The 25,855-nt window shown below is 54.2% G+C and carries 21 protein-coding genes, 5 tRNA genes and 1 pseudogene; 10 read left to right on the top strand and 17 right to left on the bottom strand.

What is annotated here, in order from left to right; all coding sequences use genetic code 11:
- Positions 1–300 precede the first annotated feature (300 nt).
- Positions 301–1,272 (bottom strand): cysteine synthase A, encoded by a 972-nt coding sequence (gene cysK / locus H7R56_RS07090; protein WP_106924178.1) that lies wholly within the window; start codon positions 1,270–1,272, stop codon positions 301–303.
- Positions 1,273–1,527: 255 nt separating this feature from the next.
- Positions 1,528–2,286 carry a sulfate transporter CysZ gene (gene cysZ / locus H7R56_RS07095; protein ID WP_182928560.1) on the bottom strand — a complete coding sequence of 253 codons (759 nt, stop codon included), beginning with the start codon at positions 2,284–2,286 and terminating at the stop codon, positions 1,528–1,530.
- Between the two features lie 230 nt (positions 2,287–2,516).
- On the opposite strand from cysZ, the gene zipA reads away from it, so the two are divergent.
- The 3 genes from zipA to H7R56_RS07110 all read left to right on the top strand — a co-directional run bounded on the left by zipA (position 2,517) and on the right by H7R56_RS07110 (position 5,840).
- On the top strand, positions 2,517–3,539 hold the full coding sequence (gene zipA, locus H7R56_RS07100) for a cell division protein ZipA (RefSeq protein ID WP_106924179.1): 1,023 nt from the start codon (positions 2,517–2,519) through the stop codon (positions 3,537–3,539).
- Positions 3,540–3,610: 71 nt separating this feature from the next.
- Entirely contained in the window at positions 3,611–5,626 is a 2,016-nt protein-coding gene (ligA, locus tag H7R56_RS07105; protein WP_106924180.1) for an NAD-dependent DNA ligase LigA, read from the top strand.
- Between the two features lies 1 nt (position 5,627).
- Positions 5,628–5,840, top strand: coding sequence for a DUF3820 family protein (locus H7R56_RS07110; RefSeq protein ID WP_106924181.1), 213 nt, complete (start codon positions 5,628–5,630; stop codon positions 5,838–5,840).
- 2 nt (positions 5,841–5,842) lie between these two features.
- Here H7R56_RS07110 and H7R56_RS07115 read toward each other — a convergent pair whose 3' ends face one another.
- On the bottom strand, positions 5,843–6,832 hold the full coding sequence (locus H7R56_RS07115; RefSeq protein ID WP_106924182.1) for a bile acid:sodium symporter family protein: 990 nt from the start codon (positions 6,830–6,832) through the stop codon (positions 5,843–5,845).
- An 89-nt stretch (positions 6,833–6,921) separates the two neighbouring features.
- Here H7R56_RS07115 and H7R56_RS07120 point away from each other — a divergent pair.
- Positions 6,922–7,848: pseudogene (locus tag H7R56_RS07120) on the top strand (LysR family transcriptional regulator).
- Here H7R56_RS07120 and H7R56_RS07125 read toward each other — a convergent pair.
- The 3 genes from H7R56_RS07125 to H7R56_RS07135 form a co-directional block, all read right to left on the bottom strand.
- Positions 7,839–8,180 (bottom strand): FlxA-like family protein, encoded by a 342-nt coding sequence (locus H7R56_RS07125; RefSeq protein WP_106924184.1) that lies wholly within the window; start codon positions 8,178–8,180, stop codon positions 7,839–7,841. The pseudogene H7R56_RS07120 and the gene H7R56_RS07125 overlap by 10 nt on opposite strands.
- An 81-nt stretch (positions 8,181–8,261) precedes the next feature.
- Positions 8,262–8,906 carry a nucleoside-specific channel-forming Tsx family protein gene (locus tag H7R56_RS07130; RefSeq protein ID WP_264991543.1) on the bottom strand — a complete coding sequence of 215 codons (645 nt, stop codon included), beginning with the start codon at positions 8,904–8,906 and terminating at the stop codon, positions 8,262–8,264.
- A 99-nt stretch (positions 8,907–9,005) separates the two neighbouring features.
- A complete protein-coding gene (locus H7R56_RS07135; RefSeq protein WP_000019402.1) occupies positions 9,006–9,986 on the bottom strand; it encodes an IS5-like element IS5 family transposase in 981 nt (326 codons plus the stop codon).
- 105 nt (positions 9,987–10,091) lie between these two features.
- Here H7R56_RS07135 and H7R56_RS07140 point away from each other — a divergent pair, with 105 nt between their 5' ends.
- Positions 10,092–10,985 carry a LysR family transcriptional regulator gene (locus H7R56_RS07140; RefSeq protein WP_106924189.1) on the top strand — a complete coding sequence of 298 codons (894 nt, stop codon included), beginning with the start codon at positions 10,092–10,094 and terminating at the stop codon, positions 10,983–10,985.
- Between the two features lie 219 nt (positions 10,986–11,204).
- Here the strand turns inward: H7R56_RS07140 and H7R56_RS07145 are convergent.
- From H7R56_RS07145 to H7R56_RS07160, 4 genes are all read right to left on the bottom strand, one after another.
- Positions 11,205–11,280: transfer RNA gene (locus tag H7R56_RS07145), tRNA-Lys, on the bottom strand.
- Between the two features lie 4 nt (positions 11,281–11,284).
- Positions 11,285–11,360, bottom strand: a tRNA-Val gene (locus H7R56_RS07150).
- A 46-nt stretch (positions 11,361–11,406) separates the two neighbouring features.
- Positions 11,407–11,482, bottom strand: a tRNA-Val gene (locus H7R56_RS07155).
- A 46-nt stretch (positions 11,483–11,528) separates the two neighbouring features.
- A tRNA-Val gene (locus H7R56_RS07160) sits at positions 11,529–11,604 on the bottom strand.
- A gap of 247 nt (positions 11,605–11,851) precedes the next feature.
- Here H7R56_RS07160 and gltX point away from each other — a divergent pair.
- Positions 11,852–13,267 carry a glutamate--tRNA ligase gene (gene gltX, locus H7R56_RS07165; protein ID WP_106924190.1) on the top strand — a complete coding sequence of 472 codons (1,416 nt, stop codon included), beginning with the start codon at positions 11,852–11,854 and terminating at the stop codon, positions 13,265–13,267.
- A 41-nt stretch (positions 13,268–13,308) separates the two neighbouring features.
- Here the strand turns inward: gltX and H7R56_RS07170 are convergent, their stop codons facing one another.
- Positions 13,309–13,704, bottom strand: a complete 396-nt coding sequence (locus tag H7R56_RS07170; protein ID WP_106924191.1) for a YfeC-like transcriptional regulator — start codon at positions 13,702–13,704, stop codon at positions 13,309–13,311.
- A gap of 9 nt (positions 13,705–13,713) precedes the next feature.
- A complete protein-coding gene (locus H7R56_RS07175) occupies positions 13,714–14,061 on the bottom strand; it encodes a YfeC-like transcriptional regulator (protein ID WP_106924192.1) in 348 nt (115 codons plus the stop codon).
- 216 nt (positions 14,062–14,277) lie between these two features.
- Here H7R56_RS07175 and H7R56_RS07180 point away from each other — a divergent pair.
- Together H7R56_RS07180 and H7R56_RS07185 are read left to right on the top strand one after the other, a co-directional pair.
- Positions 14,278–14,353, top strand: a tRNA-Ala gene (locus H7R56_RS07180).
- A 186-nt stretch (positions 14,354–14,539) separates the two neighbouring features.
- On the top strand, positions 14,540–16,741 hold the full coding sequence (locus H7R56_RS07185) for a sensor domain-containing phosphodiesterase (RefSeq protein ID WP_106924193.1): 2,202 nt from the start codon (positions 14,540–14,542) through the stop codon (positions 16,739–16,741).
- Positions 16,742–16,776: 35 nt separating this feature from the next.
- Here H7R56_RS07185 and nupC read toward each other — a convergent pair whose 3' ends face one another.
- On the bottom strand, positions 16,777–17,979 hold the full coding sequence (gene nupC / locus H7R56_RS07190; protein WP_106924194.1) for a nucleoside permease NupC: 1,203 nt from the start codon (positions 17,977–17,979) through the stop codon (positions 16,777–16,779).
- A 334-nt stretch (positions 17,980–18,313) separates the two neighbouring features.
- Between nupC and H7R56_RS07195 the strand changes: the two genes are divergently transcribed.
- Together H7R56_RS07195 and H7R56_RS07200 are read left to right on the top strand one after the other, a co-directional pair.
- Entirely contained in the window at positions 18,314–19,549 is a 1,236-nt protein-coding gene (locus tag H7R56_RS07195) for an Nramp family divalent metal transporter (RefSeq protein ID WP_106924195.1), read from the top strand.
- Between the two features lie 90 nt (positions 19,550–19,639).
- Complete coding sequence (locus tag H7R56_RS07200; RefSeq protein ID WP_106924196.1) at positions 19,640–21,187, top strand: BglG family transcription antiterminator; 1,548 nt, start codon at positions 19,640–19,642, stop codon at positions 21,185–21,187.
- Here H7R56_RS07200 and H7R56_RS07205 read toward each other — a convergent pair.
- The 4 genes from H7R56_RS07205 to H7R56_RS07220 all read right to left on the bottom strand — a co-directional run bounded on the left by H7R56_RS07205 (position 21,180) and on the right by H7R56_RS07220 (position 25,843).
- The gene (locus tag H7R56_RS07205) at positions 21,180–22,391 is read right to left on the bottom strand and encodes an N-acetylglucosamine-6-phosphate deacetylase (RefSeq protein WP_106924197.1); all 1,212 of its coding nucleotides are present in this window, start codon (positions 22,389–22,391) and stop codon (positions 21,180–21,182) included. The two genes, H7R56_RS07200 and H7R56_RS07205, sit on opposite strands and share 8 nt — an antisense overlap.
- Positions 22,384–23,736: a class-II fumarase/aspartase family protein gene (locus H7R56_RS07210; RefSeq protein WP_106924198.1), complete on the bottom strand. Its 1,353-nt coding sequence runs from the start codon at positions 23,734–23,736 to the stop codon at positions 22,384–22,386. The genes H7R56_RS07205 and H7R56_RS07210 overlap by 8 nt, the downstream gene beginning before the upstream one ends.
- 17 nt (positions 23,737–23,753) lie before the next feature.
- Positions 23,754–25,313 (bottom strand): PTS transporter subunit EIIC, encoded by a 1,560-nt coding sequence (locus H7R56_RS07215; RefSeq protein ID WP_106924199.1) that lies wholly within the window; start codon positions 25,311–25,313, stop codon positions 23,754–23,756.
- A gap of 209 nt (positions 25,314–25,522) precedes the next feature.
- Positions 25,523–25,843: a DUF2502 domain-containing protein gene (locus H7R56_RS07220; RefSeq protein WP_106924200.1), complete on the bottom strand. Its 321-nt coding sequence runs from the start codon at positions 25,841–25,843 to the stop codon at positions 25,523–25,525.
- Between the last annotated feature and the right edge of the window lie 12 nt (positions 25,844–25,855).

Raw genomic sequence — 25,855 nt, forward strand, 5'->3', positions numbered from 1 at the left:
AGCGACGTCCACAAATCAGCGCTACCATCGGCGACAAACCTTCCGACGCAGACGCTTCTGGCCTTTGACGTTTCGCTTATCATTAAACATTATGCCGCGAAAGCAGGATTTGAACCAAATCATAAAATCGATTCAGCACAGGAAAACCTGTAATGAATAATTTCGCGGCTCAAAATAAATATGATGGTTAAATACCAGACCTAAGGAGGTGAAGCAATGCCAGGGGGGGTAAAAGTTTGACGTACGCCACAAAAAAGCACCCGGCTGGGTGCTTTTTTACACGATTTTAACGCACTGGCATTACTGTTGCAGTTCTTTCTCGGTGAAGAGATCTGCAAATAACGCGGTGCTCAAATAGCGTTCACCCGAAGACGGTAGGATAACCACAATATTCTTATTGGTAAAGGTTTCATCTTCCTGAAGTTTCAGCGCGGCGGCAACGGCAGCACCGGAAGAGATACCGGCCAGAATACCTTCTTCTTCCATCAGACGACGTGCGGTAGAAATGGCTTCTTCATTGGTGATGGCGACCACTTTGTCGATCAGTTTCAGATCGAGGTTGCCGGGAATGAAGCCCGCGCCGATCCCCTGGATCTTGTGTGGGCCTGGCTTCAGCTCTTCACCTGCCAGCGCCTGCGCGATGACCGGAGAATCGGTTGGTTCAACGGCCACGGAGATGAGATCCGTTTTGCCCTTGGTGCCTTTAATATAACGCGTGACGCCGGTAAGAGTACCGCCGGTGCCGACGCCTGCAATGAATACGTCAACCTGGCCGTCGGTATCTTCCCAGATTTCCGGGCCGGTGGTTTTTTCGTGGATTTCCGGGTTCGCCGGGTTGCTGAACTGTTGCAACAACAGGTATTTTTCCGGATTGCTGGCGACGATCTCTTCCGCTTTCTGGATTGCGCCCTTCATGCCTTTCGCACCTTCGGTCAGCACCAGATTGGCGCCCAGCGCTTTCAGCAGCTTACGGCGTTCAATACTCATGGTTTCCGGCATGGTCAGCGTCAGTTTGTAACCGCGAGCGGCGGCGACGTAGGCCAGAGCGATCCCAGTGTTGCCGCTGGTCGGTTCAACCAGTTCAACGCCCGGTTTCAGTACGCCACGTTTTTCGGCATCCCAAATCATATTGGCACCGATACGGCATTTGACGCTGAAGCTCGGGTTACGTGATTCAACCTTCGCCAGAATGCGCCCGTTACCGATGCGGTTCAGTCGTACCAGCGGCGTATGACCGATAGTCAGGGAGTTATCTTCAAAAATCTTACTCATGGCCTGTCCTTAACTGTATGAAATTTGGGGTGCTGGACCAGCATACCTGCTTAAAGATTCTGCGGAAGTAAGGATTTCGCATATCTATATACTGAAGGGAAATAATGGCTATCGTGATGGAATAAGGCAAGGCATAACGGGAAACGGCAGGCCGGATAAGCGCAGCGCCATCCGGCAGAGCCCATACACGTTGCCGGATGGCGCTGCGCTTATCCGGCCTACAACGTCAGTTAAGCATTACGCCTGAAAGTGAGGTTATTTCCACATCGCGTGTTTATCGCGATAGCAGTCCACCCACATCGCCGTCGCGCCGCAAATCGCCACCGGAATAATCACCAGGTTAAGCACCGGGATCAGGGTGAACAGGCTGGTCAGCGCGCCAAACTGCATGTTAGTGACCTTACGGGTGCGCAGCGCTTCACGCATAGTTTTAAACGGTACCTTGTGGTTATCGAACGGATAGTCGCAGTACTGAATCGCCAGCATCCAGGCGCTGAACAGGAACCACAGCACCGGCGCGACCGTCTGGCCGATGCCCGGAATAAAGTACAGCAGCAGCACGACGGCGCGCGGCAGATACCACGCCAGCTTTTGCCATTCGCGTTTCATGATGCGGGGCAGGTCTTTCATAATACCGACAATACCGGTGTCCGGCGGGGTGGCGCCGGTTAAGCGCGCCTCTAACTGCTCGGCCAGCAGACCGTTAAACGGCGCGGCTATCCAGTTGGCGATGGTTGAGAAGAAATAGCCGAAAACCAGCAGAATTGAAATCACGATCACCGGCCAAAGCAGATAGCTCAGCCACTGCAGCCAGTCGGGAATACGCCCCATCAGCGAGGGGATCCAGCTCTCCAGCTTGCTGAACAGCCACCAGAAGGCGCCGCCCATCAGCACAATATTGACCAACAGCGGTAAGATGACGAATCGGCGAATGCCCGGCAAGCCGATCAGTTTCCAGCCCTGAGAGAAATAGTAAACGCCGCTGCGTGCGGCAGGGGTGGACGATGAAACCATGGTCAGGTGAAGCTCCTTTGTCTGACTACATTGAAAAGACGACACTATATTAGCGAGTTGTTGGACAATCACCAGTTAAGAAATGTTCGAAAAACAAGCAAAAAGTACGATTTAACGCATCTTTCTGCGGTGAATGTCATGTGCACACTTGCACTTGACGTGATGGGCAAATACTCTTAGTGAGTAAATGTTTGCCGTGGTGGCAAGGTGTTAGAACAACAGAGAATATAATGATGCAGGATTTGCGTCTGATATTAATCATTGTTGGCGCGATCGCCATACTCGCTTTACTGGTTCATGGTTTCTGGACGAGCCGTAAAGAGCGTTCCTCGATGTTCCGCGATCGCCCAATCAAGCGTATGAAGTCTCGCGATGCCGACGATGAGTCGGAAGACGACGTTGATGACAATGTTGAAGGCGTGGGTGAAGTTCGTGTCCACAAGGTTAATCACGCCCCTGGGGCCGCTGGGGAGCATGAAGCCCCCCGTCACGCGCCTCAACACCAGTACCAGCCGCCTTACGAGCGACAGGCTCCTCAGCCTGTGCGTCCGCAAGAGCCGGTACCGCAGCCGCCCGTTCAACAGCCTTATCAGCCTGCTCAGCACGCTCCGGTGCCACCGACGCAGCCTGTGCAGCAGCCCGTGCGCCCGCCGGTTGTCGAACAACCGCAGCCCGTGCCGCCGGTACATCAGCCTCAGCCTGTTGCTCCGCAGCCGCACGTTGCCGCGCCGGTAGCAGCGCCGACGGCCCAGCCGCAGCCGGTGCAGCCGCCGCAGCCAGAACCGGTTGCACAGCCAGCGCCAGAACCCGCCGAACCGGTTAAGCCGGAGCGCAAAGAGACGGTCATCGTCATGAACGTGTCCGCTCACCAGGGCTCATACATTAACGGTGAACTGCTGCTCAACAGCATTCAACAGGCCGGATTCAAGTTTGGCGATATGAACATCTTCCATCGCCATCTCAGCCCGGACGGAAGCGGCCCGGCGCTGTTTAGCCTGGCGAATATGCTCAAGCCGGGGACGTTTGATCCGGACAACATGAGCGATATGCAAACGCCAGGCGTGACTATCTTCATGCAGGTGCCGGGCTACGGTGATGAGCTGCAAAACTTCAAGCTGATGCTCCAGTCGGCACAGTATATTGCCGATGAAGTCGGCGGCGTGGTGCTCGACGATCAGCGTCGGATGATGACCCCGCAAAAGCTGCGCGAGTATCAGGATCGTATTCGCGAAGTGAAAGACGCCAACGCCTGATTCGGCGCGTGCGTTTTCAACCCCTCCTGAACCCCCGCCTGTCGGGGGTTTTTTATCATTGATGGTGTGATATGCAATCTATAGAACAACGACTGAATGAACTGCGAGCGACGCTTCGCCATCATGAATATCTGTACCACGTTCTGGATGCGCCGGAGCTACCGGACGCCGAGTACGACCGCCTGATGCGCGAGCTGCGCGAGCTGGAAGCGCAGCATCCGCAGTTAGTTACCGCTGACTCACCGACCCAGCGCGTCGGCGCTGAGCCGCTGGGCGCCTTTAGCCAGATTCGTCATGAAGTGCCGATGCTGTCGCTGGATAACGTGTTTGATGAAGAGAGTTTCCTCGCCTTCAACAAACGCGTGCAGGACCGCCTCAACAGCAGCGACAAGCTGACCTGGTGCTGTGAACTGAAGCTCGACGGGCTGGCGGTGAGCATTCTTTATGAAAACGGCGTGCTGGTCAGCGCCGCCACGCGCGGTGATGGCACTACCGGGGAGGACATTACCTCTAACGTGCGTACCATCCGTGCGATCCCGCTGAAGCTGCACGGCGACAACATTCCGGCGCGGCTGGAAGTCCGTGGTGAAGTGTTCCTGCCGCAGGCCGGGTTCGAAAAGATCAACGAAGACGCCCGCCGGACCGGCAGCAAGGTGTTTGCCAACCCGCGTAACGCGGCGGCCGGTTCGCTGCGCCAGCTGGACCCGCGCATCACCGCGAAGCGACCGCTTACTTTCTTTTGCTATGGCGTCGGCGTGCTGGAAGGCGGCGAGCTGCCGGATACCCATCTGGGTCGCCTGATGCAGTTTAAAGCGTGGGGCCTGCCGGTGAGCGACCGCGTGACGCTCTGCGATTCGCCGGAGGAAGTGCTCGCTTACTACCATAAAGTTGAAGAAGATCGCCCAACGCTGGGCTTTGATATTGATGGCGTGGTGATCAAGGTCAACTCGCTGGCGCTTCAGGAACAGCTGGGCTTCGTTGCCCGCGCCCCTCGCTGGGCGGTCGCGTTCAAGTTCCCGGCCCAGGAGCAGATGACCTTTGTTCGCGACGTTGAATTCCAGGTCGGGCGCACCGGCGCGATTACGCCGGTTGCACGGCTTGAGCCGGTCCAGGTGGCGGGCGTGCTGGTCAGCAACGCCACGCTGCACAACGCTGATGAAATTGCGCGGCTGGGGCTGCGTATCGGCGATAAAGTGGTGATTCGTCGCGCTGGGGACGTTATTCCGCAGGTGGTCAACGTGGTGGTTTCTGAGCGCCCTGATGACACGCAGGAAATTGTCTTCCCGACCCACTGCCCGGTGTGTCACTCCGACGTTGAACGCGTAGAGGGGGAAGCGGTGGCGCGCTGCACCGGCGGCCTGATCTGCGGTGCGCAGCGCAAAGAGTCGCTGAAGCATTTTGTCTCTCGCCGCGCTCTCGACGTGGACGGCATGGGGGATAAAATCATCGATCAACTGGTGGAAAAAGAGTACGTCCATACGCCAGCCGACCTGTTTACCTTAACGGCAGGCAAACTGACCGGCCTGGACCGCATGGGGCCCAAGTCGGCGCAGAACGTGGTGAATGCGCTGGAAAAGGCGAAGCAAACGACATTTGCCCGTTTCCTCTATGCGCTCGGCATTCGTGAAGTGGGTGAAGCCACTGCCGCAGGGCTAGCGGCCTATTTTGGTACGTTGGATGCGCTGGAGGCCGCGTCGATTGACGAGCTGCAAAAAGTGCCGGACGTCGGCGTCGTGGTGGCTAACCACGTGTTTAACTTCTTTGCCGAAGCGAGCAACCGCGAAGTCATTGAACAGTTGCTGAAAGAAGGCGTCAGCTGGCCTGCGCCGGTGGCAATCAACGTTGAAGAGATAGACAGCCCGTTTGCAGGTAAAACCGTGGTGCTGACCGGCAGTCTGAGCCAGATGTCCCGTGATGACGCCAAAGCACGGCTGGTCGAGCTGGGCGCGAAGGTGGCGGGCAGCGTATCGAAGAAAACCGACCTGGTGATTGCCGGCGAAGCGGCAGGCTCGAAGCTGGCCAAAGCGCAGGAGCTTGGCATCGCGGTGATTGATGAAGCGGAAATGCTGCGGCTGCTAGGAGTGTGACGTGGATAAAGCGCAGCTGATTGAGATTGCCAACACCGAGATGCCGTTCGGCAAGTATAAAGGCCGACGTTTAATCGACGTGCCGGAGGAGTATCTGCTGTGGTTTGCCCGCAAGGATCAGTTTCCGGCGGGCCACCTTGGCGAGCTGATGCAGCTGACGCTGTTGATTAAAACCGAGGGGCTGACCCAACTGGTGCAGCCCCTTAAACGCTAGCCTTAAACGCGGGCCTGCTCTTTGGCCTGCAGTTTTTCAGTCTGCGCTTTGTAGCGGCGCGCTAGCACCGCGCAGGTCATCAGCTGAATCTGATGGAAGATCATCAGCGGCAGCACCATCATCCCCAGAATTGACGTCGGGAAGAGTATATTGGCCATCGGAATGCCGTTGGCCAGACTCTTTTTCGAACCGCAGAAAACAATCGTAATTTCATCGGCTTTATTGAAGCCCAGACGGCGGGCAACCACGGTATTGATCAGAATCACCACCGCCAGCAGCACGATACTGACCACGACGATAAACAGCAGCGACCCCAGACCGACTTTGTGCCAGATCCCGTTAACCACCGCTTCACTGAAGGCGGAGTAAACCACCAGTAAAATTGACGTCTGGTCGGTTTTGGCGATCCATTTTTTGTGTTTGCTGACAAATGCGGCAGTCCAGGGGCGGGAGAGATGGCCAAGAACGAACGGCAGCAGCAGCTGCAGCATAATTTTGCCCACCTGCTCGAGACTGCCGCCGGCGCCGTGAACATTCATCACCAGGCCAACCAATAGCGGCGACAGGAAAATCCCCAGCAGACTAGAGGCGGACGCAGAACAGACGGCGGCAGCTACGTTACCGCCCGCCAGGGACGTGAAAGCGATGGCCGATTGCACGGTTGCAGGCAGTATGCAGAGGTACAGGAAGCCTGAATAGAGTGCCGGATCGACGTTAATGGGCGCCCACCAGGCGAACAGTACGCCGAGCACCGGGAAGACCACAAACGTACTGCACATCACCCACAGGTGCAGTCGCCAGTGGCTGCCGCCGGCAATAATTGATTCACGCGATAGCTTGGCACCGTGCATGAAGAACAGCAGCGCGATGGCGGCGGTGGTTAAATTCTCGAAAAATGGTACGAAATCGCCGCGCGCGGGAAAGAAGGTGGCGAGCAGGACGACGGCGATAAGAGTAAGCGTAAACGGATCTAAAATGCGGAAAAGTTTCATAAAGACTCCTGAAGATCGATGATGCTATTTTGCTTTTTTATTGTTGAGAAATAAAATTGATTTATTGCATCCATTAATGAATAAAAAAGATGAATTACTCTCTTCGGCAGTTAAAGGTGTTTGTGACGGTTGCGCAGGCGAAAAGCTTTAGTCGGGCGGGGGAGATCATTGGCCTCAGCCAGTCGGCGGTTAGCCATAGCGTAAAGGAACTGGAGCATCAGACCGGCGTGCGTCTGCTCGACCGCACCACGCGCGAAGTGGTGCTAACCGAAGCGGGGCAGCAGCTGGCGTAGCGGCTTGAGCGCCTGCTGGATGAGCTGCATAGCACGCTGCGTGAAGCCGGGCGTATTGGTCAGCAGCTTAGCGGGACGGTGCGTGTGGCGGCAAGCCAGACCATCTCGGCGCATCTTATTCCGCAATGCATTGCCCAAAGCAATCGCCGCTATCCGGATATTCGCTTTGTGCTGCATGACCGACCGCAGCAGTGGGTACTGGAGAGCATCCGCCAGGGCGAGGTGGATTTTGGCATCGTTATCGATCCGGGCGTTGTGGGGGATTTACAGTGCGAAGCCGTGCTGTCGGAACCGTTTTTCCTGTTGTGCCGCGGCGATCATCCGTTTGCTGGGCTGCCGAGCGTGAGCTGGCAGGCGCTACAGGGGGCGAAGCTGGTGCTGCAGGACTACGCCTCGGGCAGCCGAATGCTGATTGATGCCGCGCTGCGCCTGCATGATATTGAAGCCGATATCGTGCAGGAAATTGGCCACCCGGCAACGCTGTTCCCGATGGTGACCGCCGGTATTGGTATTAGCATTATCCCCGCGCTGGCGCTGCCGTTACCTGAGGGGAGCCCGCTGGTTGTGAAGCGACTGACCCCAGGGGTAGAGCGTCAGCTGATGCTGGCGCGGCGAAAAAATCGCTCGCTCTCGACGGCCGCCCAGGCGCTGTGGGACGTGGTGCGTGAGCAGAGCCAGCTGCTGATGGATAACCGCGCTCAGGAGCCGCTGTATCAGATATAGATATCGATTTGACGGTCGTCGCTGGGCTTATTGATGCCGGTGACGGGGGCGGCAGAGGCTTCCTGTTTTTCTTGTTCCTTTTCCGCCTGCTGGCGCTGCAGCTGCGCCAGCTGTGCTTCCAGCATGGTAATCTGCTCCTGAATCATTTCCGCCCGCTTTTGTTTTTCTTCGGTGCTCCCGCTGCCGTCGGCGATTTCTTTTAGCTGCTGGGTGAGCTTCACAATCTGTTGGGTGATACGCGCCATCTGCGATGCGGCATCGTTACCTTCCGGCGCGGCGGAGCTGGTAGTGGCTTTCAGCGCTGCGATGGAAGTTGTGCTGATAGTGGTCATGATCGAGGCCTTATAAAGGGAAATATAACCAATATCGGCCTGCTAGTGGGAAGCTTGAGCATTGCTTCCCGCATTTGAGCATTAGAAATTGAATTTTACCGAGTAGATGATAGCGTCCTGATACCAGCTTTCGCCGAGCTTATCGTCCGCGTAGCGGTATTGAATACCGGTGGTCAGATGGGCTGTTGCGTTCCACCATACCGCCAGCGCGCCGTTCAGCCCTTCCTTACCGCCGTTACCGGCCGCATAGCTTGGATCCCGATCAAATTCGTATTCGTTCCAGTTGGTGACGGTGAATTTCTCATGGCCGAGCATAAAGCTGTACCCGGCAACCCACCCGGCCACGTAGCCATTATCACCGGTGTAGTAGGTCTGATCGGTATAGCGTTTAGCAATAAACGGCTTAAACCAATAACCGTTGCCGGTAAAGTTGTAGCCAAGGCCGTAGAGGAACATATCATCGTGGAAATTGACCCGGTTCGGTGAGCCATAGGTCCCGTAGGCGTGGAGATAGAGATTCAGCCCGGTATCGCCCAGATAAATGCGGTTGGTGTTTTTAAACGTATAGCGTTGTTCGCTGCCGGGTTTATCGTGACGGTTGTTATAAAAATTTTCCCAATCGAAGAAACCGTACATTTCGCCCCAGCTGAAATTGGCGCCGCCTTCCAGTTCAAGATAGGGAAGGTGCGAATAAGCGGGGAAATTCTTCTCGGCTGACTCAGCCATTTCATTTCTTCATGTTTGAGCCGATTTTTTCTCCCGTAAATGCCTTGAATCAGCCTATTTAGACCGTTTCTTCGCCATTTAAGGCGTTATTCCCAGTTTTTAGTGAGATCTCTCCCACTGACGTATCATTTGGTCCGCCCGAAACAGGTTGGCCAGCGTGAATAACATCGCCAGTTGGTTATCGTTTTTCAGCAACCCCTTGTATCTGGCTTTCACGAAGCCGAACTGTCGCTTGATGATGCGAAATGGGTGCTCCACCTTGGCCCGGATGCTGGCTTTCATGTATTCGATGTTGATGGCCGTTTTGTTCTTGCGTGGATGCTGTTTCAAGGTTCTTACCTTGCCGGGGCGCTCGGCGATCAGCCAGTCCACATCCACCTCGGCCAGCTCCTCGCGCTGTGGCGCCCCTTGGTAGCCGGCATCGGCTGAGACAAATTGCTCCTCTCCATGAAGCAGATTACCCAGCTGATTGAGGTCATGCTCGTTGGCCGCGGTGGTGACCAGGCTGTGGGTCAGGCCACTCTTGGCATCGACACCAATGTGGGCCTTCATGCCAAAGTGCCACTGATTGCCTTTCTTGGTCTGATGCATCTCCGGATCGCGTTGCTGCTCTTTGTTCTTGGTCGAGCTGGGTGCCTCAATGATGGTGGCATCGACCAAGGTGCCTTGAGTCATCATGACGCCTGCTTCGGCCAGCCAGCGATTGATGGTCTTGAACAATTGGCGGGCCAGTTGATGCTGCTCCAGCAGGTGGCGGAAATTCATGATGGTGGTGCGGTCAGGCAAGGCGCTATCCAGGGATAACCGGGCAAACAGACGCATGGAGGCGATTTCGTACAGAGCATCTTCCATCGCGCCATCGCTCAGGTTGTACCAATGCTGCATGCAGTGAATGCGTAGCATGGTTTCCAGCGGATAAGGTCGCCGGCCATTACCAGCCTTGGGGTAAAACGGCTCGATGACTTCCACCATGTTTTGCCATGGCAGAATCTGCTCCATGCGGGACAAGAAAATCTCTTTTCTGGTCTGACGGCGCTTACTGCTGAATTCACTGTCGGCGAAGGTGAGTTGATGACTCATGATGAACCCTGTTCCATGGCTCCAGATGACAAACATGATCTCATATCAGGGACTTGTTCGCACCTTCCTTAATCCTTCGAATAGCCATTATGGAGCGTAATAGTGATGGGACGTGAGCACCGTATCGATCTTAAATTATTACGCTATTTTATCGCCGTGGCGGAAGAGCTACATTTTGGCCGAGCCGCAGTGCGTTTAAATATGTCGCAGCCTCCGCTCAGTATTCATATCAAAGAGCTTGAACAGCAGCTCGGTACGCTACTGTTTGTGCGGCATTCTCGCAGCGTAGCGCTCACGCACGCCGGCAAGGTGCTGATGGAGGAGTCACGACGCTTAATCGAAAGCACCAATCAGGCGCTGGCACGGGTTGAAAAGATTGGTCGCGGCGAGTCTGGGCGAATTGAACTGGGCGTGGTAGGCACGGCGATGTGGGGGCGCATGCGGCCGATGATGCATCGGTTTTTAAAGGAAAACCCCAACGTTGATGTGATATTCCGTGAAAAGTCGCCGGGGCTGCAAATGGCACTGCTGGAGAGGCGCGAGCTGGACGCCGGGATCTGGCGGATGGCGACGGCATTGCCAGAGCGCTTTTCTGCCCAGCGCCTGTATGAAGCATCGTTCCTGGTAGCGATGCCGGAGGATCATGCCCTGGCAGCCTGCGATCGCGTTCCGTTAGACGCCCTGCGCAATGAGTATTTCGTGACGCTGCCGTCGGTGCATTCCGATTGGGCCTTTTTGCAGATTGTCTGTCAGAAAGCGGGCTTTACCCCAATGATCGTTCGTGAAGTGGTCGAACCGCAAACGGTGCTGGCGATGATCAGCATGGGGATGGGGATTACATTAATGGCTGACAGCTATGCACAAATGAACTGGCCCGGCGTGGTGTTTCGGCCGCTGGAAGAGCGGATAGCGGCAGATCTCTACCTGGTGTATGAGCATCAGCAGGTTACGCCTGTGCTGAGCAAGCTGATTGCAACATTTATGCAGGAAGGTTGTTAATCGCTGATAATTGCGGGTAAATCGCAGATAGCAAAAAAGCGCCTTTAGGGCGCTTTTTTACATTGGTGGGTCGTGCAGGATGACTCGCTTCGCTCGCCCTTCGGGCCGTCGCCGTAAACGGCTCCGTTGTTTCGCTGCGCTCAACACCGAACCTGCAGCAGGTTCGAATCGTTTATATCGCAGATAGCAAAAAAGAGCCTTTAGGGCGCTTTTTTACATTGGTGGGTCGTGCAGGATTCGAACCTGCGACCAATTGATTAAAAGTCAACTGCTCTACCAACTGAGCTAACGACCCGAAGTGGTGGGTGATGACGGGATCGAACCGCCGACCCCCTCCTTGTAAGGGAGGTGCTCTCCCAGCTGAGCTAATCACCCACTTCGGTACTTCACATTTTAACAAGAAATCCAGCTGGCGAGAAAGTGGTGGGTGATGACGGGATCGAACCGCCGACCCCCTCCTTGTAAGGGAGGTGCTCTCCCAGCTGAGCTAATCACCCACTTCTCAATTTCTTGCTTTACACGGCGGAGACTACATAAAGTAGTTGGTGGGTGATGACGGGATCGAACCGCCGACCCCCTCCTTGTAAGGGAGGTGCTCTCCCAGCTGAGCTAATCACCCCCGCTGTGTGGAGTCGCATTATAGGGAGAGTTGAAAATGAGTCAACGCCTTTTCTAAAGAATTTGTTCGTTCGTCGTAAAATTAATCAATGCGATCGCTAAATACGCTATGTTGTATGAATTGTATGCAAAAAATGCAAAGCATGCGCTTGCGGTGGGAACAACCGAATGGGAGTGATAGAATATTGCCCACTTTTATTTCCAGGATTTGCCGGTTGTCGGCATCTTTATAAACGTAAGGCCATTTCATGAAAATCAAAACTCGCTTCGCGCCTAGCCCGACCGGCTATCTGCACGTCGGCGGTGCTCGTACTGCTCTTTATTCCTGGCTTTTTGCACGTAACCACGACGGTGAGTTTGTGCTGCGTATTGAAGACACCGATCTTGAGCGCTCAACCCCGGAAGCCATTGAAGCCATTATGGATGGTATGAACTGGCTGAATCTGGAGTGGGATGAAGGCCCGTACTACCAGACTAAACGTTTCGATCGCTACAATGCGGTGATTGACGAAATGCTGGAAGCGGGCACGGCGTATAAATGCTATTGCTCTAAAGAGCGTCTGGACGCCCTGCGTGAAGAGCAGATGGCAAAAGGCGAGAAGCCGCGTTATGACGGCCGCTGCCGCCATGGTCATGAGCATCATGCCGCTGATGAACCGTGCGTCGTGCGTTTTGCTAACCCGCAGGAAGGGTCTGTTATTTTTGACGACCAGATCCGTGGGCCGATCGAGTTCAGCAACCAGGAACTGGACGATCTGATCATCCGTCGTACCGACGGCTCTCCGACCTACAACTTCTGCGTTGTCGTCGATGACTGGGATATGGAAATCACCCACGTGATCCGTGGTGAAGATCATATCAACAACACCCCGCGCCAAATCAACATCCTTAAAGCGCTGAATGCGCCGGTGCCGATGTATGCGCATGTTTCAATGATCAACGGCGACGACGGCAAAAAACTGTCTAAACGTCACGGCGCGGTAAGCGTGATGCAATATCGTGATGACGGCTACCTGCCGGAAGCGCTGCTGAACTATCTGGTGCGCCTGGGCTGGTCCCATGGCGATCAGGAAATCTTCAGCCGTGAAGAGATGATTGAATTCTTCTCTCTGAATGCGGTCAGCAAATCGGCTAGTGCGTTTAACACCGAAAAACTGCAGTGGCTGAACCATCACTATATCAATACGCTGGCACCGGAATATGTGGCAACGCATCTGCAGTGGCACATTGAGCAGGAAAATATTGATACCCGCGTTGGCCCGCAGCTGTGCGAGCTGGTGAAACTGCTCGGCGAGCGCTGCAAAACGCTCAAAGAGATGGCGCAGAGCTGCCGTTACTTCTATGAAGACTTCAGCGAATTTGATGCCGATGCGGCGAAAAAACACCTGCGTCCGGTTGCTCGTCAGCCGCTGGAAGTGGTGCGCGACAAAATTGCCGCTATCACCGAGTGGACGGCGGAAAACGTGCACCATGCCATTCAGGCGACGGCCGATGAGCTGGAAGTGGGGATGGGTAAAGTGGGCATGCCGCTGCGCGTTGCTGTCACCGGGGCTGGCCAGTCTCCTGCGCTGGATGTGACCGTACATGCTATCGGTCAGTCTCGCAGTATTGAGCGTATCAATAAGGCTCTGGGCTTTATCGCCGAGCGTGAAAGCCAGCAGTAAGAGACCTTCGGGCACAAAAAAAGCGGGGAAACCCGCTTTTTTTACGTCTCGTTGTCGCTCAACCCGAGTCGCGACAGAAATCCGCATATTCCTTCACGCGCTAGCAGCCGGTGCAGACGCTGTTGTTCCACCGGCGTCATATTTTGCAGCACGTCGGCAATCTGCTGCCACACCACCTCGGATGCTTTTGCGCTGTAGCCGGGCGTGGGCTCATCTATCTGGTTGGTCGCCATCATGTGGCGCAGTGCGGGAATATTGGCAAGATAGTCCCGCACTTCCTGGCTCATAAAAATCAGCCGCGCGCGGCCGCCTTTAATGCCCGGTATCGGTTCGGTGCGCCAGCCTTGTTCGCGAATCCAGCGATTGATGGTCTGCCGGGTCATACCGGTGCGTTCGGCCAGCTCTTCAGTCGACATTTTGGCGGGAAGTGTTTTCATCACGAGGGCTTAACCACGAATTTCTAAACGTTGTAATAAACCGCTGATCCCTTCCCGAAGCAGCAGCGAGGTCAGCTGTTTCTGTTCCGACTCGGTCATTTCATCTACCAGCGTGAGCAGCAGCGTATGGAAAGGATTGTCGGTTGCGTAGGGGGCGGTGGTCTCTGCGGCGCGCTGAGCGCTATGGATGAACTCAACGACGTCCTCGTCAACGTGTACAAGTCTGGCTTTGCCGCCCTGAACGCCAGGGCGGGGAGATGTTTTCCAGCCTTCTTTTCGTACCCATTTGTTGATGGTCTGGCGGCTATAGCCCGTCAGGTGGGCGATCTCCTCCGGCGTCATTCGTTCCTTGAGCATGCTATTTCCTGAGTTGCTGTGTGGGAATTACAGGTTCATGTTATAGCATCGTTTTATATGAAAACGTGACACGGATAACTCCTGTTTGCGAGCGAGCGTGGAAAACGGCCCGTTTGTCTGCTTTTTCAGCGGTTAGATGCTGTTAGCGAATTTTGCCGTTGACACTGTGCGAGGGAATTCATATTATGCCGCCCGTCAACACGACAGCTTTACGTTGGGGCTATAGCTCAGCTGGGAGAGCGCTTGCATGGCATGCAAGAGGTCAGCGGTTCGATCCCGCTTAGCTCCACCAAAATTTGAAACCCTCGCCTGATGGCGGGGGTTTTTTTTATCTCCTGTATGTACAAAAATACAGCGTTCCTCTTTTAAAAGACCGGTACAGATCAGGATTTCATCGCTTACGCTTGCGCCAATAAATTCGCGCCCCTAATATTCAAAGAGTCAAACTACGTACGATAAAGGATATCGGCAGATACGCATGACGGTCATCAGGAGTACCCCACTTAGGAAATTCTGCTTGGCTCTGATAATGAGCCTGGTGGCTATTCCATTATCCAGATATATCTCCCCAACCGCATTTTATGACGGGCATTCTGTATATCTGGCCTGGCTACCACTAGGCGTAATGATTGCCCTGATTATGCTTTTTGGTCGCCATGCTATTGCGCCACTAGCGCTTGGCTTTACCGTTACTAACTATTGGCAACTGCATTTATCCCCTTTTTATTCATTAACATTGCTATTCTGTCAGTTGGCCGCAGTTTGCCTTTGTTGCCTTATTTTACGCTATTCTCTAGGTCGTCGGTGGAGGCATGGAATTCCTATAAAAAACATCGGCTTGAATGTCTTTTTGTTAGGCTTTTCTGCCCCGATAATGGCCAAGATTTTGATGTATGTTACCGGCGAGATAATTTTTATCCCGGAATTAATGTACAGTTATTTTAATATAACATCAGTTATTTATACTATCGTTGATATACAAGGGCTGGTTTGCGCATCGCTGATTTTTACACGCCTTTTTTATTATCCATTCAGAATGTGCCTCAACCCGCGCTATGCCAGATCATTCTGGCGCAGGAATATTGTTTGCTATACCGATCTCAGGAATAGGATATTTATTACTTGCTGGTTTATTAGCCTGGTCGGAATGTTGGTATTCCTGTGTGCGCCGTTCGGCGACTATTATTTTGCGGGTTATCTGGTACCGGCCATATTTATCTTTTTCTCTTTTGGCATCAGCCAGTTGGCCTATCCCCTGGTTGTGTTGACCTGGACGGTGTCCGCCTTCCTGTTGGTGATGTACAACAAAAACTTCCTTCACGGCATACAGACCCAGTACTCTCTGGCCTTCATACTCTCATCGCTGATCTCCTTTACGGTATGTCTGCTCTATCTGCTACAGGTCTACCACCGCAGCCAGAGGCTGCAGTCAATGTGGCAGGCTCAGGCCATGCAGGATCCGATAACCGGCCTGCCGAACCTGCGCGCGCTGGAAGAATACATGATGAAACCGCGAGCGGGTTCCGTCAGCATCTGTTGCTTGCATATCGGCAACCTGGATTTTCTCAGCCGCCACTACGGCATGACTATGCGTATTCAGTGCAAACGCAGCATTACTCAGGTTTTACAGCCGCTCTTATGCCATGAAGAAAAGCTGTTCCAGCTGCCGGGCAATGAGCTGCTTCTGGTGCTGAACGGCCCGGATACCAAAGCGCGACTGAATCATCTGATTGATTTTCTGAGTAACAAGGAAATCCATTGGAACAATGCGGTGCTGAACCTTGAGTACGCCATTTCCTGGTCGCCGGTGCATCCCCGGGATAAAAACTTGCACCATCTGCTGGGCCAGCTGAGCTGGCTGGTGGAGCAGGCCGATGAGGGAAACCAAATACTGAAGCTGGATAACGGCCACGTTGAAGCCTTCGATCAGAATAGCGAACGGGTGGTGTTGTTGAATCGGGTTAAAAACGCGCTGGACTGGGGCGGCTTTGTCCTCTACGCCCAGCCGATCAGAAAGCCGTCGGGGGAAGGGTATTACGAAATTTTAAGCCGTCTCGTCGACGCCAGCGGGGTTGTGACGCCGGATAAGTTTATTCCCGTGCTGGCCCAGTTCAACCTCAGCAAGCGCTTTGATATGCAGGTGCTCGAGTATTTGTTCAGCTCGCTCGACGATCTTCCGGGAATGAGCTTCTCGGTAAATTTGATGCCCTACACGCTTATGCAGAAGGGCAGCGCGGCTGAAATCATCGCGCTGTTCCGCCGCTATCGCGTCGACGTGAAGCGCATCATTATTGAGATTACCGAAGAGCAGGCTTTCTCTAATTCTGACGTTAGCGTGGCCAACATCCAGCAGCTGCGCCAGTTTGGTTGCCTGATTGCGATTGATGACTTCGGCACCGGCTACGCCAACTATGAACGCCTGAAGCGTCTGGAAGCCGATATCATCAAGATTGACGGCTGCTTCGTGCGTGATGTTCTGAATAACCCGATGGACGCAATGATCATCCGTTCTATTTGCGAGCTGGCGAAGGTGCGCAATCTGTCGGTGGTGGCAGAGTATGTGGAAACAGAAGAGCAGCAAGCGCTGCTGTCGCGCCTTGGCGTGCACTACATGCAGGGGTACCTGATTGATAAACCTCGCCCGCTGTGGCAGCTTGAAAACAAAAAAAAAGGCCTGTAACAACGTTACAGGCCCTGTGATGCTCAAGCGTCGCGTTACAGCACCAGCGCGGCGATAGAAGCAGACAGCACGCTCACCAGCGTAGAACCGTAAACCAGCTTCAGGCCGAAGCGGGACACCACGTTGCCCTGCTCTTCGTTCAGGCCTTTAATCGCACCCGCAATGATACCGATGGAAGAGAAGTTGGCGAAGGACACCAGGAAGACGGAGATGATGCCCACCGCGCGCGGAGAGAGGTCTGCGGCAATTTTCTGCAGATCCATCATCGCAACGAATTCGTTGGATACCAGCTTGGTGGCCATAATGCTGCCGACCTGCAGGGATTCGCTAGCCGGTACACCCATGATCCAGGCAACCGGATAGAAGATGTAGCCCAGAATACCCTGGAAGGAGATGCTGTAGCCGAACCAACCGGTGACGGTCGCGAACAGGGCGTTCAGGGCGGCGATCAGGGCGATGAAGCCGATCAGCATAGCAGCAACGATAATCGCAACTTTGAAGCCTGCCAGAATGTATTCACCCAGCATTTCGAAGAAGCTCTGGCCTTCGTGCAGGTTGGACATCTGAATGTTTTCTTCGCTGGCATCCACGCGGTACGGGTTGATCAGCGACAGTACGATAAAGGTGCTGAACATGTTCAGTACCAGCGCCGCAACAACATACTTCGGCTCCAGCATGGTCATGTAGGCGCCAACGATAGACATGGAAACGGTAGACATCGCCGTGGCCGCCATGGTGTACATGCGGTTGCGGGACATTTTACCCAGGATGTCTTTATAGGCGATGAAGTTTTCAGACTGGCCCAGAATCAGAGAGCTGACGGCGTTGAACGACTCCAGTTTGCCCATACCGTTGACTTTAGACAGCACGGTACCAATGGCGCGAATGATAATCGGCAGGATGCGGATATGCTGCAGAATACCGATCAGCGCGGAGATGAAGACGATAGGGCACAGGACCTTCAGGAAGAAGAACGCCAGACCTTTGTCGTTCATGCTACCAAAGACGAAGTTGGTCCCTTCGTTAGCAAAGCCGAGAAGTTTTTCGAACATCTCGGAGAAGCCTCTTACAAAACCCAGACCGATATCGGAGTTCAGGAAGAACCATGCCAGCAGCACTTCAATGACCAGTAGCTGGATAACGTAACGAATGCGAATCTGTTTGCGGTTGGAACTGACCAGCAGGGCCAGAATCCCAACCACCACGAGCGCGAGAATAAAATGCAAGACGCGGTCCATATTTGCTCCAAACATGAGGCGGGTTAAATTTTCGTGCACATTCTATGTAACACAGTTAAATAAAACGAGATCTGTCTCTCACTATATTCAGAACCTGTGAGCAAACTCAAAATTAGTGATCAACCATGCATTTTTGTGATGTTAAGTAAATGTATGAAAAGTTTCCATGTTGTACTACTCTCTTGTAAAGCGTATACCAAACCTTCCTAACCTCCAGTCTGGCTATTGGTTCCGGCTATCAGAGTAATCATTATCACCTTCCCAAATGAACTTGATAATCATTCTCATTGTGTTAGCTTAAAACATAGCAAAGGCTATGTTTTTGAGGCAGAGAATGACAAACAGTCGGATTGAAACAAATCGTTGTCGCACCGCGCGCCGTATGCGACTCGCGCTGATGGGGCCGGCATTTATTGCCGCGATCGGCTATATCGATCCGGGTAATTTTGCGACCAATATTCAGGCGGGCGCCAGCTTCGGCTACCAGCTGCTGTGGGTGGTGGTCTGGGCAAACCTGATGGCGATGCTGATTCAGGTGCTGTCAGCGAAGCTTGGCATTGCGACCGGCAAAAACCTCGCAGAGCAGATTCGTGACCATTATCCGCGTCCGGTCGTGTGGTTTTACTGGGTACAGGCGGAAATTATCGCCATGGCGACCGATCTGGCCGAATTTATCGGCGCTGCGATCGGCTTTAAGCTGATCCTCGGCATTTCTCTTTTACAAGGCGCGGTATTGACCGGTATCGCCACCTTCCTGATTCTGATGCTGCAGCGTCGCGGGCAAAAACCGCTGGAAAAAGTGATTGGTGGTCTGCTGCTGTTCGTCGCAGCGGCGTATATTGTGGAGCTGATTTTCTCTCAGCCCGCGCTGGGGCCGCTGGCCAAAGGCATGATTCTGCCATCGCTGCCGAACGGCGAGGCGGTCTACCTGGCGGCGGGCGTGCTGGGGGCGACCATCATGCCGCACGTGATTTATTTGCATTCCTCGCTGACTCAGCATCTGCACGGCGGCACCGCCAAAGAGCGCTACCAGGCCACGCGCTGGGATGTTGCCATCGCTATGACCATCGCTGGTTTCGTCAATCTGGCGATGATGGCCACCGCTGCGGCGGCGTTCCACTTCCACGGGCATACCGGTATTACCGATCTCGATCAGGCCTATTTAACGCTGGAACCCCTGCTGAGTCACGCGGCGGCAACGATTTTTGGTCTTAGCCTGATTGCCGCCGGCTTATCGTCTACGGTCGTGGGCACGCTGGCCGGACAGGTTGTCATGCAGGGCTTTATTCGCTTCCACATCCCCCTGTGGTTCCGACGGACCATCACCATGTTACCTTCGTTTATCGTCATCCTGATGGGGCTGGACCCGACGCGAATTCTGGTGATGAGTCAGGTACTGCTCAGTTTCGGTATTGCGCTGGCACTGGTGCCGCTGCTGATTTTTACCAGCGACGGCAAGCTGATGGGGGAACTGGTGAATACCCGCTGGATTAAGCGCATTGGCTGGGCCATTGTGGCCGTCGTGGTGGCGCTCAACGGCTGGCTGCTGATAGGCACACTGTTTAATTAACGTTCCGCTTACCGTGACCCGCTACAGGTCACGGTTTGCCAGCGGTTTTTTCGCTAAGCTGGGCTTTGCGCCAAACAGCAGCGAACGCTAATGAACTCTTTTGATCTCTCCTTTTTAAAATATCTGCAGGATAACAGCCCGCTGGCGGTCGATCGCGCGGTGCTACGCTTTGGCAAAACCCTCTCCACGCTCAAACGCACCATGAAAGAGCTGAATGAACTGCTGCCGGAAGAGGTTCAGATTCACCTTGATAATCCATTCATTACCACCCGTATTGGTTACAGCGAGTATATTCAGTTTTTACAGCGCGTACGTTTTAACCGCTATCTCACCACCGGCGAGGAGCGAGTCCAGGATCTTTTCGTTGCGCTGTGTCTGAACGATGTCGTCAATAAAAACGAGTACTATAAAAAATTCAACGTTAGCGCAGGGACGGTGAAAAACGATAACCCGCTGATGCTCAGCCGGGTACAGGAGAGCGGGCTAACGCTGCTGAGCATTCCGCGCAAAGGTTCACAGCTGGTGGGCGACGAATTTCGCCTGCGCCTGGCTGCCTGCATGTCGATTCTCAAAACCGTTGAGATAGGTGAGGGAAACCGGCTGATCGCGCATCAGGCTAACGAACCGATCAACCGCTCCATTGCTGAACAATTTCTCCACGGCTGCGCGCATGAAATTACCCTGGCGGCTGAGTACTATGAGCGGCTGGTCAGCCCGATGACGCGGCTTGGCTACAACGGGCGAAAGTATTTGTTGGTTTACCTTAGCCTCGCGCTGCAGCGAATGAAGCGCGGGCTGCGCATGACCGATAGTTCAGCCACCACCTTTTTGACGACCTATGCCTACGGAGTGCTGGCCGATCGCGATGAAAATACCGCGCTGGATATGCTTATTGCCTCGCTAACCTTTACCTGGCGGCCCTTTACGCTGTACGACTCCCGGCTGATTCCTCATGTGAAACAGGCCTGTGAAGTCATGTCTCGCGGGCTGAACGCAGCGATATATAACCACGATGCCTGGTTTGAAGAAATTTACCATTTTCTCTACGCGGCCATTATCCAGAACAAACTGCACCTCTGGTTTGATGATAAAAAACTGCATGATGTTCAGCGTCGTTACCCTGATCTGTGGCACCTCGTGCAGCGGTCGCTGGAGAAGATTGAGCGCGGCTGGCAGACGTCATTCTCACCGATTCATCTGGCGACGCTGGTCCTGATCATTAAAAAACATGAGTTAAAGAATCGGGTCGTTAGTGACGCTAAAAAGCGGGTGATCATTGTGACTAACTCCTCGGAAAGCAAAGTCGGCTATTTCAAAGAAGTGCTGCTTTCCCGGTTTCACATTGATATTCTCGGCTGCGTCAATATCAATGAACTTGCTCAACTGCAGCAGCAGCCGTTCGACCTGCTGATTGCGTTTACCAATAAAATTGCCAGCCATTTGCGTCATGCTCAGCTGGCGTATGTGAAAGTGAATTTCTACCTGACGCAGGATGATTTCCAGCTGTTGCGTGAGCAGGGATTAAGCCCGGCACGCAAAAAAATACCTGCTGACGCGTTCGTGCAGCAGGTACAGGGAATGAGCCCGCAGGCTTTGAAGCGCTTTCTCGAGCAACAGTACGGTGATGTGTTTATTTAACCTGCGGCTGACGAACGCCCCGGCACCACACTTCACGCAGCGTTTCCTCGGCATCCAGCACCAGAATATCGGCATCCTTACCGACGCTAAGGCTGCCCTTTCTGTCGGCTACGCCGGCCAGGATTGCCGGGTTGAGGCAGGCAACCTGTGCCGCTGATACCCAGCCGTGCTCCAGCCGTTTGACCACATTCTTCACCGAATCAAGGAAACTCATCTCCAGCGTACAAACGGCCGGCCAGTCCTCGGCATGAATCGTGCGCGTACAGCCGTGGCCGTTGGTGATCTCCAGCGCGTGCTGGCGGATGCGAAAGGTTTCCTGGCGTAAATAGTGGTGAAACTCGAAGCCTTCCGGAAAATCGACGTAGCCCAGACAGTCACTCATCATGACCAGCCGACGATCCTTTTTCAGCCGGTAGAGAATATCGAACACCTCCGGACGTAGGGTAATACCGCTCTGCTTGGCAACTTCGGCAAAGGTGTCTTCGTAATACATCAGCGCGCCGACCACGCCGGGCTCACGGTGGTGTAACCCACGCATGGCGCTGAATGCATGGGTAAAATGATTCAGCCCCGCGTCGATGGCCAGGCCAATTTCGTCAAAAGTCGCGTCGGTGTGGCCTGCTGAGATGGTGACACCGGCCTGGTGCAAATGGCGAATCAGATCCAGCGCTCCGGGCAATTCAGGCGCCAGCGTCATCAGGCGCACATGGCCGCCTGCCGCCTGCTGATAGCGTTCAAAACCGGCAATGCTCGGAGGCTGAACGCAGTCCAGACGCTGCATACCGATAAATTTAGGGTTAATGTAGGGGCCTTCCATGTGGATGCCCACCGCCTCCGCGCCGTCAATGGGCGTTGCCTGTGCTATCCAGGCCGCGGCGTTGGCCAGGCTGGTCAGCAAAAAGTCTTCCGGCTGGGTGGCGGATGTGGCAAGCCAGGCGGTCACCCCCGCGTGCACCAGGTCCTGGCTCATGGCGCGCAGCGAGCGAGTCTCGCCTTTCCAGGCAAAGGAGCCTCGGCCCCAGCCGTGTACGTGAATATCGACAAAGCCTGGCATCAGCATAGCGTCACGGTAATCGATGACGTCTCCACGCGGCACGTCATCCATACCGACAATTTTTCCGCCGCTGACGTGCAGATAGCCGGCGCGGATCCCATCCGGGGTGACGATGCGTTCGCTGGCAAACGACAGCAGGGGGTCAGTCACCTTTGGCCTCCAGTACGCGCGCGGCGGTTTCAAGCGCCATCTCTGAGCACAGCCCAATGTAGTGCGCGGGGTCAATAAGCGCATCGATCTCCGCATCGCTGAAGTTCTGACGAATGACCGGATCGTGACGCAGGACTTCACCGTAGGGGATACCTTCATGCGTGCTGCGCATCGCCAACTGGTATACGCGTTCGTGAGCGGCGTCTTTACCCAGCTTTTCGACCAGATGCATCATGATTTTTTCGCTGTTAATCAGGCCGTGCGTCAGCTGTACGTTCTGTTGCATACGATCGGCGTTGATGACCAGCGTTCGGGTGAGCTCTTCGGCGCGCATCACTATCTCGGCGATGCATTCCATGCTCTCCTGAATATTTCCGTCGAAAATAAAATAGGCCGAACTGTCCGCTTCAAACGGCCGCGGGCTGACGTACAGGCAGGAGGTATGCACGGAGTAGAGCTTTTGCGCGTTGGCGATGATCCCTTTTGCCAGCTTCGGATTAACCTTCTGCGGCATCGTGCTGCTGCCCACGGTGCCTTTGGTGAAGGCTTCAGACACTTCACCAAACTCTTCGCTGGAGGTCTGATAAACCTCTTCGGCAATTTTGTGCAGGGTCGTGGCGAGCAGGCAAAGATTGCTGATGTACTCGGTGCGATACACGCGTGAGTTGCGAGAAGGGATTGCCATGGCCCGCATTCCGAGCTTTTGTGCAACGCTTTCCTGCACCCGGCGGCCGGTTTCGCCCGTCGCATGGAAAGCGCCAACGGCGCCGCCCATCATCACGGTAAAGACGCGTTTTTCGGCCTCCTGCATCCGCTCCCGCGCGCTCAGCAGCTCGTCAATCCACACGGCGGCCTTGTATCCCCAGGTGATGGGCAGTGCGTGCTTTCCATGGGTGCGCCCGGCCATCAGCGTGGCGTGATGTTCGCGGGCCATGCTGGCCAGGTTGTGCAGAATATCGTTGAGAAAGCATTGCAGCACGGCATTAAATTGCTTCGCCAGATACAGCTGGGCGGTTTGCTGAATATTCTGCGTGGTCACGCCGTAATGGACATACTTACCGCTTTCGCTGTCGCAGGCTTTGATGAGCACTTTAATCACCGGCACGAAGCCGTGGCCAATTTCGCGCAGCAGGCGCTCCATTTCGACCAGGTCGATATTCTCGACACGGCAGTTTGCGGCAATATTCTCCGCTGCCTGTGCGGGAATCATTCCGTGCTCGGCCTGCGCCAGCGCCAGCGCGGCCTCGACGTCCAGCCAGGACTGCACCCGCGCCTGCTGGCCGAGCAGGGTTTTCATTCCACGGTCATCAATCGTTTTACTTTTGGAGTCATACAGTGCGCGCATTTTCGCCTCCTGGTTGCTTATTTGGCGCCGACAAGACGGTCGTCGACCGCATTGCGAACAAATTCAACGTGTGGGCCAAAGACCACATGGACATGGTTACTTGAGGGGATAAAGGTCCCCAGAGAACCGGATTCTTTGAGCACGTCCATGTTGATTTTCTTTTGATCCTGCAAATCGATACGCAGACGAGAAACGCAGTTTTCGACGCGCTTGATATTGTCCCGCCCGCCGAGTCCATCAATGACCATGGCGGCGACCTTATCGTATTCCTTATTATTCAGCAGGGTGCTGTCAGCAATTTCACTTTCGCGTCCCGGCGTTTTAATATCAAACTTACTAATCGCAAAGCGGAACACGAAATAAAAGACAACGAAGTTCACAATGCCCAGGAGAATTAAACTAACCCAATGTGTGTTCTCGTACATCAGGCCGAAAATGCCAAAGTCAAAAATGGTACCGCGAATATAGCCGATGGAAACGTCCAGCATTTGCAGCGGAATAGTGAGTAGACCGCACAGCACCGCATAGACAATAAACAGCTTCGGCGCAATAAACAGGAAGGAGAACTCCAGCGGCTCGGTGATATTTCCAAGCATGGCCGTGAGCACAACCGTCAGAATCATCCCTTTGGCAAATTTCTTATTCTTAAAATAAGCCATGTGATACATCGCCAGGCCAATAGCCGGCACGCGGAATAGCGTGGTCAGCATCTGGGAGGAGGCGAGATAGCTGGTGAGGGTGGGCATGTACTCTTTCCAGGCTGGATGCGATGGCCCAAGCTCAAAGAGGATCTTATTCATCGCGGGCAAAATGCCAACGTAGGTTTGACCGTCAATCAGATAAGTGCCACCGGCCGCGGTGAAGCGCACCGTCGAGCTCAGCACATGATGCAGACCGAACGGAATCAGCAGGCGGTTTAGCGTCATGTAGATGCCTGCGCCAATATCCGGGGCCATCATGATGGTCGATACGGCGCGCATACCTGCGGTAAACAGATCCCAGATAAACGGAATGATCAGACCGACCGGGATCGCGAAGGCGATCGCCAGGATAGCCACCGATTTTTTACCGCTGAAGAAGGCAAACGCGAGCGGAAGCTGCAGACGGTAGAAGCGGTCGGTAATTTTTGCTGCCAGCAAACCGGCGATAATGCCGCCCAGCGCTTCGATCTTCAGCGTTTGTACGCCCAGTACCATCCCCTGTCCGACTAACGAAAGATCGCTTTTCGCCAGCGTCCCCGCCAGCTTCAGATGCACGTGCATGGCAATAAGCAGGGTCAGATAAGCGACCACCGAGGCAAATACTGCAATTCCCTTTTCTTTTTTTGACATGCCGTAGGCCACGCCCATCGCAAATAATAATGGGATATTATTAAAAACGACGCTGCTGATTAAACCCAGAGAGGATAAAACGGCCTTGAAAATATCATTACCTAAGAAGGGCAGTTTCTCGATCATATAGCTCTGGCCAAGCGCCGAACTAATTCCCATGATCATTCCAACGGGCGCGAGTACGGCGATAGGTAACAGAAGTGAACGACCGAATGTCTGAATTTCATTTTTAAAATTAGCATTCATGATGTTAATCCTGACGTGAAATATCTTGACGATAAGATACTGGCAGGATTTTTTTGCTCAAGGGCAAATGCTGAGAAATAAGAAGCGCAGGATTTGCCCATAAAAGAGCCGAAGGGCGTTTATTTCATTACGGTAACGATGACGAGGAGGAGAAGCCGACGCAGCTCGAAGGGCCGCGCCGGCATTGATATCATGGATTGGCTGCCAGATTAACGGTGCCCGTGGCCATGGCCGTGACCATGTCCGCGCCCCGGGCCGCGACGGTCATCGCGATCGCCCCAGCCGTCACGATAGCCGCGATCGTACGCTTTACGGTTGTCCCAGCCGCGGTGCCAGCCGTTATCGTGGCGATACCAGTGCTTATGCCAGTAATCACGATCGCGCCAGCGGCCGCCATCCCAGTAGTTACCGTAATTATCGCGATCGCCAATTTGTAATTTTATGGATGGCAGCAGGGTGATTTCACCAGCATTAGCAAACATCGGGGCCGATGCTAACAACACTGCCGCCAGAATCAGTGACCTGAACATACTTCTCTCCTA

The sequence above is a fragment of the Klebsiella sp. WP3-W18-ESBL-02 genome, assembly GCF_014168815.1.
GTDB lineage: Bacteria > Pseudomonadota > Gammaproteobacteria > Enterobacterales > Enterobacteriaceae > Kluyvera > Kluyvera ascorbata_B.